The 368-nt window shown below is 58.4% G+C and carries 1 rRNA gene; it reads left to right on the top strand.

The window, feature by feature from the left end:
- Positions 1–256 precede the first annotated feature (256 nt).
- Positions 257–368, top strand: a 5S ribosomal RNA gene (gene rrf / locus IF11_RS0136160); the annotation flags it as partial.

The raw sequence follows: 368 nt of genomic DNA, 5'->3' as shown, positions 1-368 counted from the left end.
GGTGACTGGTGGAGTTGACCGGTACTAATAGGCCGAGGGCTTGTCCACTGGGTTGATAGGCCGGATATGGAAGCCAGGTGACTGGTGGAGTTGACCGGTACTAATAGGCCGAGGGCTTGTCCTCAGTTGCTCGCGTCCACTGTGTGGTTCCCGGGTTGCGAACAGTCGCACCGGTTGAACCAGTATGTACTCAATTGAAGAGTGTGCTTGTTCGCTAAGTGCCGATATCCCGCTCTGCGGGATGGCCCGATAGGGTTTCGGTGGTCATAGCGTGAGGGAAACGCCCGGTTACATTCCGAACCCGGAAGCTAAGCCTCACAGCGCCGATGGTACTGCAGGGGGGACCCTGTGGGAGAGTAGGACGCCGC

The organism is Streptomyces scopuliridis RB72, from assembly GCF_000718095.1.
In the GTDB taxonomy this organism is placed as follows: domain Bacteria; phylum Actinomycetota; class Actinomycetes; order Streptomycetales; family Streptomycetaceae; genus Streptomyces; species Streptomyces scopuliridis.
This window is presented reverse-complemented; position numbering and strand designations above follow the sequence as displayed.